9 protein-coding genes and 1 tRNA gene are annotated in these 9371 nt (G+C 66.7%); 4 read left to right on the forward strand and 6 right to left on the reverse strand.

Annotated features, from left to right (window positions below):
- Positions 1 to 787 (reverse strand): dienelactone hydrolase family protein (locus KBZ04_RS10530; RefSeq protein WP_254991888.1); only part of this gene is annotated, 787 nt, incomplete at its 3' end.
- A gap of 102 nt (positions 788 to 889) precedes the next feature.
- Between KBZ04_RS10530 and KBZ04_RS10535 the strand changes: the two genes are divergently transcribed.
- Positions 890 to 1879 (forward strand): GntR family transcriptional regulator, encoded by a 990-nt coding sequence (locus KBZ04_RS10535; RefSeq protein WP_254991889.1) that lies wholly within the window; start codon positions 890 to 892, stop codon positions 1877 to 1879.
- Between the two features lie 12 nt (positions 1880 to 1891).
- Entirely contained in the window at positions 1892 to 2641 is a 750-nt protein-coding gene (gene cysE / locus KBZ04_RS10540) for a serine O-acetyltransferase (protein WP_254991890.1), read from the forward strand.
- Between the two features lie 15 nt (positions 2642 to 2656).
- Here cysE and KBZ04_RS10545 read toward each other — a convergent pair whose 3' ends face one another.
- The 3 genes from KBZ04_RS10545 to secA are packed head-to-tail and all read right to left on the reverse strand — an operon-like array spanning position 2657 to position 6206.
- Positions 2657 to 3049, reverse strand: coding sequence for a type II toxin-antitoxin system VapC family toxin (locus KBZ04_RS10545; protein ID WP_254991891.1), 393 nt, complete (start codon positions 3047 to 3049; stop codon positions 2657 to 2659).
- Positions 3049 to 3324, reverse strand: coding sequence for a type II toxin-antitoxin system VapB family antitoxin (locus tag KBZ04_RS10550; RefSeq protein ID WP_254991892.1), 276 nt, complete (start codon positions 3322 to 3324; stop codon positions 3049 to 3051). The genes KBZ04_RS10545 and KBZ04_RS10550 overlap by 1 nt, the downstream gene beginning before the upstream one ends.
- Positions 3325 to 3371: 47 nt before the next feature.
- On the reverse strand, positions 3372 to 6206 hold the full coding sequence (gene secA, locus KBZ04_RS10555) for a preprotein translocase subunit SecA (RefSeq protein ID WP_254991893.1): 2835 nt from the start codon (positions 6204 to 6206) through the stop codon (positions 3372 to 3374).
- Between the two features lie 176 nt (positions 6207 to 6382).
- Between secA and KBZ04_RS10560 the strand changes: the two genes are divergently transcribed.
- Complete coding sequence (locus KBZ04_RS10560) at positions 6383 to 6847, forward strand: GNAT family N-acetyltransferase (protein WP_254947134.1); 465 nt, start codon at positions 6383 to 6385, stop codon at positions 6845 to 6847.
- Here KBZ04_RS10560 and KBZ04_RS10565 read toward each other — a convergent pair.
- A tRNA-Gly gene (locus KBZ04_RS10565) sits at positions 6839 to 6910 on the reverse strand. The genes KBZ04_RS10560 and KBZ04_RS10565 overlap by 9 nt on opposite strands.
- Positions 6911 to 7084: 174 nt before the next feature.
- Between KBZ04_RS10565 and KBZ04_RS10570 the strand changes: the two genes are divergently transcribed.
- Positions 7085 to 8461: an exopolysaccharide biosynthesis polyprenyl glycosylphosphotransferase gene (locus KBZ04_RS10570; protein ID WP_254991894.1), complete on the forward strand. Its 1377-nt coding sequence runs from the start codon at positions 7085 to 7087 to the stop codon at positions 8459 to 8461.
- Here the strand turns inward: KBZ04_RS10570 and KBZ04_RS14360 are convergent.
- Positions 8391 to 9242: a glycosyltransferase family 2 protein gene (locus tag KBZ04_RS14360; protein ID WP_409995961.1), complete on the reverse strand. Its 852-nt coding sequence runs from the start codon at positions 9240 to 9242 to the stop codon at positions 8391 to 8393. The two genes, KBZ04_RS10570 and KBZ04_RS14360, sit on opposite strands and share 71 nt — an antisense overlap.
- Between the last annotated feature and the right edge of the window lie 129 nt (positions 9243 to 9371).

The following is a 9371-nucleotide window of genomic DNA, read 5'->3' on the forward strand; positions in this document are numbered from 1 at the left end:
GCCCTGGCCCCCCCAGCACCTGCTCGAAACTGTCGAGCAGGAGTGACCAGCCGGCCGCCGCCGCCTCGGGGCGATGGTCCGGCCGGGCCGAGCACATGAAGCCGTGCCCCCCCTCCAGCCGCACCAGCCGGTGGGGCGGGGCGGGGAGCGCGGCCAGAGCCCGGCAGGCGTTGGCGGCCGACAGGGCCGTTTCGATCGCCGCCACATCCGCCGGGGGGATGAGGGGATCGCCATCGCCGCAGATGCACAGCAGCGTGCCGCCGATCGACGGCACCAGCTCCAGGCTGGCGGGGCCGCCACCGGGGCGGCCCGAGGCCACGCCGGCTCCATAGAAATCGACCGTGACGGCCAGCTGGGGCAGGGTGGCCGCCAGCAGGGCAACGTGGCCGCCGAAGCAGAACCCGACGCAACCCAGGCCGGCGTCAGGGGCAGGCAACTGCTGCTGCAGCCAGTCGGCGGCGAGACCCACATCAGCGAGCAACTGGTCGGTGCGGGTGAGGTCCTTGTGGCTTCGGCCCAGCGCCAGGTCGTCCGGGCCGTAACCCAGCTCCAGATCGGGAGCGGTGCGGGCATAGAGGGGCACCGCCAGGGCCGCGTAGCCCGCTTCGGCCAGCCGCTGGGCGACGCTGCGGATCCAGCCGTTGATGCCGAACACCTCCGGCAACACCAGAACGCCGCCCCTGGGCGGTGTGCCAGTGGGCCTGGCCCACCAGCAGCGCAGCGGAACCTGGCCCGGCCGCCGGGGCTCGAGCTGCAACCAGGAGGCGACGGAATCGGGGGCGGTCAAACCGGCACAGGGCAACCGGCACATGGTCGTATGCCAACGAGGGAATTGTCACGGGGGCCAAAGCTCCTTAGGGTGGCGGCCAGACCCCCTGGCCACACTGGCGTGCGTTTTCACATTCAGCAGGAGAGCGACATCCCGGCGTCGACCCAGCTGTACAACCAGATCTGCTTCGCCATCGCCGCCCGGCACTACCCGCCGGGCCACCGGCTGCCGAGCACGCGCCAGCTGGCCATGCAGACCGGCCTGCACCGCAACACGATCAGCAAGGTCTACCGCCAGCTCGAGACCGACGGCGTGGTGGAGGCCATGGCCGGCTCAGGGATCTATGTGCGCGACCAGCAGAACCCGCGTGAGATCAAGCCGCCGCCGGGCCTGCGCAGCAAGGCCCTGCCTGACATCGACCGGGAGGTGCGCCAGAGCGTCGATGGGCTGCTGAATGCCGGCTGCACCCTGCAGCAGGCCCGGGAGCTGCTCACCCGCGAGATCGACTGGCGGCTGCGCTGCGGCGCCCGGGTGCTGGTGAGCACCTCCCGCGAGGACATCGGCGCCTCGATCCTAATCGCCGAGGAACTCAAGCCCAGCCTGGAGGTGCCGGTGGAGGTGGTGCCGATCGAGGAACTCGAATCGGTGCTGGAGACTTCGAGCAAGGGCACGGTGGTCACCAGCCGCTACTTCCTCCAGGAGGTGGAGCAGATCGCCAAGGTGCACGGGGTGCGGGCCGTTCCGGTCGACCTCAACGACTTCGGCCACGAACTGGGCATGCTCAAGGAACTGCGCCCCGGCAGCTGCGTGGGCCTGGTGAGCATCAGCCCGGGCATCCTGCGGGCCGCCGAGGTGATCCTGCACAGCATGAGGGGCAACGAGCTGCTGGTGATGACGGCCAATCCCGACACCAGCAGCCGCCTGCTGGCCCTGCTGCGGGCCTCCAGCCACGTGATCTGCGACAAACCCAGCCTGCCCCTGGTGGAGCAGACCCTGCGCCAGAACCGGGCCCAGCTGATGCGCCTGCCCATGGTGCACTGTGCGCAGAGCTACCTTGGCGCCGCCACCATCGACCAGCTCCGCAAGGAGATCGGCCTCCTGGCGGCCTGAGGGCCAGAACCCATGCTTGATGCACTCAGGGCCGACCTGGCCATCATCCGGCAGCGGGATCCAGCGGCCAGGGGCACCCTGGAGATCCTGCTCTGCTACCCGGGCTTCCACGCCCTGGAACTTCACCGCGTCAGCCACCGCCTCTGGCGGCTGGGGCTGCCCCTGCTGCCGCGGATGCTGAGCCAACTGGGTCGGCTGCTCACGGGGGTGGAGATCCACCCAGGGGCCAGCATCGGCCGCGGGGTGTTCATCGACCACGGCATGGGCGTGGTGATCGGCGAGACCAGCGTCATCGGTGACAACTGCCTCCTGTACCAGGGCGTGACTCTGGGGGGCACCGGCAAGGAGCACGGCAAGCGTCACCCCACCCTGATGGACAACGTGGTGGTTGGGGCGGGGGCCAAGGTGCTCGGAGCGATCACCGTGGGCACCAACACCCGCATCGGCGCCGGTTCGGTGCTGCTGCGCAACGTGGGAGCCGACAGCACCGTGGTGGGCATTCCCGGCCGGGTGATCCACCAGACCGGGGCCCGCATCGATCCCCTGGCCCACTCCGCCCTGCCGGATGCGGAGGCCTCGGTGATCCGCAACCTGATGGAGCGGATCGACAGCCTGGAGAACGACGTCAACCGGCTGCAGGCCTGCCTGAAGGAGGTGGCCGCCGGCAGGCCCCTGCAGGAGCCCTGCAGTGGCAACGCCCAGAACCTGCGCGATCGGGAAATTCTGGAATTCCTTGGAGACAATCCAGGAATCGAAAACTGAGGCGGTGAAGCGCCTTCAGAACACGGCCACCTTTACATCGGTTTGGGAAAAGTCATCGCCCTTGAACAACAAGGGCCGATCCAGCGCCATGGCCAGGCCATAGCTGAAGCAATCCCCGAAGTTCAGGCCTGCCCGGTGGCGACCCTTGCCGTAGTGATGCCACCCATGCAAGGCCCAGCGCAGCTGGTTTGCATCAAAGGCCAGGGGCCGGATCTCGGCTCGGCTGAGCAGCAGTTCCAGGTCAACCAATCCGGCGTCACCAACCTGGCTGACCATCACCATCTGAGCCTCCAGCAGGGTGGGCATGGCGATGGTGCTGTTGCAACTCCCGCCCAAGCAGTGCAGGAGGGCCGCTGCCTCCGCTTCTGCCTTGAGGATCGCCACCAACGCGGAGGTATCCACCACCATCACACCGGCAACCCCTGATCGTCATAGAGCTCGTCCTGCAATTCCTTGCTGGTCACGCCTTCCGGCCAGGGAATCTGGCGGAACCGCGGCAGGAGTTCCTGAAGCCGGGCATGCCGAGCCGCGGCCGCGCCGCCCATCTCTCCCTCCTCGTGCCGGCTGCGCTCAAGCTCGGCGCTGAGGGCCTGTCGCACCGCATTGGTCACGGTGGTGGACCGGCGGGCAGCCAGCTCTCGTGCCATGGCATGCACTTCAGGATCCTTGATGTTCATGCCCATGGCGCCACCAGGGTAGAAGCGATAAATAATTCTACCCTTGCTAACCCTCAGGCCGTGACCGTCTGCGGCACCTGGGGCTGGAACATGAACATCGAATAGATCACGTTGCGGCGCATCTGGGTCATCATCTCCAGGAACATGTCGTACCCCTCGTTCTTGTATTCGATCAGGGGATCCTTCTGGCCGTAGCCGCGCAGACCCACCGATTCCCTGAGCGCTTCCATGGCCTGCAGGTGCTCCCGCCAGAGGGTATCGATCTGCTGGAGGATGAAGAAACGCTCCGCTTCCCGCATCAGACCGGGCCGCATCTGTTCGATCTGGCCCTCCTTGATGTCATAGGCATTGCGCATCTGCTCCTGCAGGAAGGCCTTGAGTTCCTCCATCGACAGGCCGCCCACCTGGTCGGGGGAGAGATCCGCCAGCAGGTAGATGAACTCCTTGACCTTCTCCACCAGCCGGGTGAGATCCCACTCCTCGGGCGGCAGATCCGGGTTCACGTAGGCCTCGACGATGTCGTCGATGGTGCGCTCGCCATAGCCGATCACCTGCTGCTTGAGCTCCCTTCCCTCCAGCACCCGGCGCCGCTCGGTGTACACCGCCTTGCGCTGGTTGTTCATCACCTCGTCGTACTCGAACACCTGCTTGCGCATGTCGTAGTAGTACGTCTCCACCTTCTTCTGGGCCCCCTCCAGGGAGCGGGTGAGCATGCCCGATTCGATCGGCATGTCCTCCTCCACCCGGAAGGCATTCATCAGGCCCGCCACCCGGTCGCCGCCGAAGATGCGCAGCAGGTTGTCCTCGAGGGAGAGGAAGAAGCGGGTGCTGCCCGGGTCGCCCTGGCGGCCGGCCCGACCCCGCAACTGGTTGTCGACGCGGCGCGACTCGTGGCGCTCGGTGCCGATCACGTGCAGGCCTCCGGCGGTGCGGACCTGGCCCTCCTCCTGCTTGACCACCCCGTCGTACTCGGCGCGCACCTGGGCGATCAGCTCCCGCAGGCGCTGGATCTGGGGATCGTCGGTGGGGGCCTTCTCCGCCGCCTGGGCGATGCGGTCCTCGAGTTCGAGCACCGTGAGCGTGCGGTCGCCCCAGGCCGCCACCAGCTCACGGGAGAAGCCGGACAGGGCCTTTTCCGTCTCTTCGGACAGGCTGCAGGGGTAAAGGTTGCCGATGGCCCGGGCCTCGGAAGCGGGCTTGGAGCTCGGAACCACGGCGCCGCCGAATCCAGCCGGCGCTTCGGTGGAGCGCTGCAGGGGCACCGGGGGACGGTGGCCCTCCTCAGGACGCACCAGCCGGGGCAGCAGCACCTCCCGCAGCTTGAGGCGTGCCATGTAGTCGCTGTTGCCGCCCAGGATGATGTCGGTGCCCCGGCCGGCCATGTTGGTGGCGATGGTGACGGCGCCGGCCCGGCCCGCCTGGGCGACGATCTCGGCCTCCCGCTCCACGTTCTCCGGCTTGGCGTTGAGCAGGTTGTGGGGGATCGCCTGCTCCTGCAGCAGGGTGGACAGCAGCTCCGATTTCTCCACGCTGGTGGTGCCCACCAGCACCGGCCGGCCGCTCTTGTGCACCTGGGCCGTCTCGGCGGCCACGGCCTGCCATTTGGCCGTTTCGGTCTTGTAGACCTGGTCGGGCCAGTCGGCGCGGGAGCGAACCCGGTTGGTGGGCACCACGGCCACCTCGAGCTTGTAGGTCTTCTCGAACTCCACTTCCTCGGTCTTGGCGGTGCCGGTCATGCCGGCCAGGCGGGGATAGAGCAGGAAGAAGTTCTGGTAGGTGATGCTGGCCAGGGTCTGGGTCTCGGGCTGGATCGGCAGGGCCTCCTTGGCCTCGATCGCCTGGTGCAGGCCATCGCTCCAGCGGCGCCCCGGCATCACCCGGCCGGTGAACTCGTCGACGATCACCGCCTCGGCGTCGCGCACGATGTAGTTGACGTCCTTGACGAACAGCTCCTTGGCCTTGAGGGCGTTGTTGATGAAGTGGGCCCAGGGGTCCTGCGGATTGAAGAGGTCCTGGACGCCGAGCAGCTGCTCCGCCTTCTGGTAGCCCTCGTCGGTAAGGGTGACGTTGCGCTGCTTCTCGTCGACCTCGTAGTCGCCCTCGGGATCGATGCCGTCCTTGCCCATCTCGGCGGCGCGCTGCAGCTCGGCGGCGATCCGGGCCGCCTGCATGTATTTCTCCTGGGGCCGCTCGATCTGGCCGGAGATGATCAGGGGGGTGCGGGCCTCGTCGACGAGGATCGAATCCACCTCGTCGATGATGCAGTACTGGAACTCGCGCTGCACCACCTCGGCGATGTCACTCGCCATGTTGTCGCGCAGGTAGTCGAAGCCCAGCTCGGAGTTGGTGGCGTAGGTGATGTCGCAGGCGTAGTTGCGGCGCCGCTCCGGCGGGCTCATGTCCTGCTGGATCAGGCCGACGCTCAGCCCCAGGAAGCGGTGGATCTGGCCCATCCACTCGGCGTCGCGGCGCGCCAGGTAGTCGTTGACGGTGACCACGTGAACCCCGCGGCCGGTGAGGGCGTTGAGGTAGGCCGGCAGGGTGGCCACCAGGGTCTTGCCCTCGCCGGTCTTCATCTCGGCGATCTGGCCGTTGTGCAGCACCATGCCGCCGATCAGCTGCACATCGAAGTGGCGCATGCCCAGCACCCGCTTGCCCGCCTCCCGCACCACGGCGAAGGCCTGGGGCAGCAGCTCATCCAGCAGGGCCTTGCGGCGTGCCGCCGTCTCGGGCTTCTCCAGCTTCTGGCGGAACTCGGCCGTCAGGCCCCTCAGCTCCTCGTCGCTGAGGGGCTCGATCTCCTCCTCCAGCAGATTGATGTCGGACACCAACGGCTGGTAACGCTTCAGCTTGCGGGCATTGGGATCACCCAGCAGCAGCTTGAGCATGGAAAGGGCCTGTCCGTAGTTTCTTAGCCTACCATCGCAAAACCGTGGCCGAGAGCGAAGAATCGTGCTGCCGCAAGGGTTTTCGGCGTCTCCTTCGTCGGGGATCCGCACCTGCAGGGCCCTCCGGCACCGGCCGCCGAGCAGGATTCGCAGCTGATGCGCCCCACCCCGGTCCGTTGAGCAGCGCCCCCCCCAGGCCCGAGGCCCCCTCCGCCATCCCGATCCGGCTGGTCCGCCACGGCCGGCTGAGGCTGCGCCTGCGCTGGCGTCTGGCGGCCCTCGGCGCCCTGCTCGATGGCCACAGCTTCTGGGCCACCGGCCGCAGGCCCTGGCAGCTGGGGCGGATGCTCGGCGGCAGCCAGGTGGTGGTGAGCGCCTGGCAGGCGGGCACCCTGGTGGGCTTCGGCCGCGCCACCAGTGACGGGGTGTTCCGCGCCGTGCTCTGGGACGTGGTGGTGGCCGGGGACCAGCAGGGCCGGGGGGTCGGCCGGCGGATCGTCGAGACGCTGCTGGCCAGCCCGGAGGTGGCGGCGGCCGAGCGGGTCTACCTGATGACCACCACAGGCGAAGGCTTCTACGAGAAGCTGGGCTTCAGCCGGGTGGACAGCCAGCGACTGATGCTGAAACAGACAAGCGGATGAAGAGATTCGAACTCTCGACCCTCTCCTTGGCAAGGAGATGCTCTACCACTGAGCTACATCCGCAACTAACTGCCGCAAGCGGCAAGGAGCTTGACCCCACCGGCTCCGCACCGGCTCGTTGAGCATGCCCCATGGGGGGCCCCTCGGTCAAATTGGGGGGGCCGGGAGCGGATCCGGCGGCCGGGGGAGAACGGCGGAACCGCCCATAAAGTCGGGCGGTGGCGGTGGCAGCAAGGCATGTGGTGGCGGACTCCCTGGCTGAGACAGCGGCGGCGGCTGCTGGGGCTAGCCCTGTTCGACGCCCTGCTGCTGCTCGGCTTCTACGACCTCCTCTTCTGGTGGAAGCTGGGTCGCTGGGTCGGCGTTTCCCCGTCGGTGCTGGTGCTGATAGGGCTGTGGGTGGGTATCTCCTACCTGCTTGGCCGATACTCCAGGCCCGAGTCCAGTCATCGAGACAGCGCAAGAGGACGCTTCGCCCGAACCGGCCTGGTGGCGCTGCTTCTCCTCTGGGTGATCGTGGTTGTACTGAATTGGGGGTTGAAAGTTGAAGATCCGCGCACCTTCCGGAGCTTCGTTCTGCCCCTGCTGAGTGCGGTTTTTCTCTTTTCCAGCCTTGCCCAGGTATGGATCTACCGTCGACAGAATCGGCAACTGTGCTGGGTTCTGGTCGGAGAAGCCGCCGAGCTGGAAGTGCTGAAGAGGGAATTCGGTCAAGAAGGTGCCCTGAACAATCTGCGTCTGGTCTTTCACCCGGTGGACATGCAGTCCCAGTCCAAATTCCTTGCCTTGGCGGATGAAGCCAGCATCGATGGGATCGCCGTCAGCGAAACGGCTCCGCTGGACGACGGCCTGCTGGAGGAGTTACTTGAACGACGCAGCCGAGGCACCGTCGTCTGCAGCCTGCTCGGCTGGGCCGAGCAGCAGCTTCAGCGGGTTCCTCCCGAGCTCTTCTCCAGCCGCTGGCTTGTACAGGCTGAGGGGTTCGAGTTGCAGCCAGGCCGTTGGGGCTGGCGGCTCAAGCGTCTTGGCGACGTTTCCCTTGCAGGGATTCTTCTGCTGCTCACGGCACCACTGATGTGCCTCGCCGCCCTGCTCATCCATCTGGAAGATCGCGGCCCGATCTTCTACGACCAGTGGAGGACAGGGCTGTACGGCATGCCCATACGTATCTGGAAACTGCGATCGATGCGCACCTGCGCTGAAGTCAACGGGGCCCGATGGTCCAGCCACTGCGATCCCAGGACGACACGCGTGGGAAGATGGCTGCGACTCATCCGCCTCGATGAGCTGCCCCAGCTGATCAACGTGCTGAACGGGGACATGAGTCTCATCGGCCCCAGACCCGAGCGCCCTGAGCTGGAAGTGGAGCTGGAGCACCTCATTCCCCATTACCGGGTACGTCACTGGATCCGCCCTGGACTCAGCGGCTGGGCCCAGGTTTGCTATCCCTACGGAGCCAGCATCGAAGACAGCCGGGCAAAGCTCAGCTACGACCTGTACTACCTCCGCAATGCCAACCTGATGCTGGATTTCCTGATCCTCATCAAGACAATCCGACTGGTGGCAACAGCCAGGGGGGCACAGCCGAAAGTGCTTGGTTCAGTGAACCCGTGAGGGGGCGGAGCCGCCAGTCCAGTGCAGTGCACAGCTGGTGGGAGGCCCAGGGCAGCAGGACAGCCGCGCTCTGGAACCGCCGGCGACCATGGCAACGGTGGACCCCATACACCCATGCCGCCAGGGCAGGGCGCCTTGCGGTGAGGTTGGCGTCATGAAGGCGGTAGGCAGCCAGCAGTTCAGGCAGGCAGCCGTACTTGAGGTGGGGTCGTTGGCGGAACAGATCCAGCCAAAGGAGGTAATCCTCATGGGGCACCGGCCTGAAGCCCTCTTCCAACCAGTCACGACGCACCATCACCGTGAGCAGGGGGATCACGTTGCCGCGCAGAAGCCCTCGATGCTGGAGATGCTGCGGTGGACAACGCCATGAGGAAAGCTTGGGCCTGCCATGGTGGAACCTGGCGTAACCGGTCACACTCAGATCAAGCCCGAGGGTCCTGTGGAGCGCGAGCTGGCGCTCCAACTTGAGCGGATGCCAGAGGTCATCAACATCGAGAAAGGCGATCCAGGGAGCACGGGCGGCACCGATACCGATGTTGCGGGGCCACCAGGGCCCTGCGGGAGACACCGTCGGTCGTGGTGGTGCCGACATGGGCCGAATACGGGAATCGCTCGACGCCGCCTCCGCTGCCAGAAGCGGACCCCCGTCTGTCGAGCCATCGTCAACGAGCAGCAGCTCCCAGTGGGCCATGACCTGCCGTTGGACAGAGGCGAGCAGTTCCGGCAGAAAGGCGGAGCCATTGCGGTAGGCACAGACGACACTGATCGCGGGATCACTCACAGCGGCATGCCGGGAGGGGCGGAGTCAACCGGAACAATCCACAGGGACAGGAGCTCAGCGATCTGCCACAGGGGGCCTGGCAACCTTACGCAGGTAGCACGGGTGGCCTGGCCTAGGCCACAATAGATT

The sequence above is a fragment of the Cyanobium sp. N5-Cardenillas genome (genome assembly GCF_024345515.1).
GTDB lineage: Bacteria > Cyanobacteriota > Cyanobacteriia > PCC-6307 > Cyanobiaceae > Cyanobium.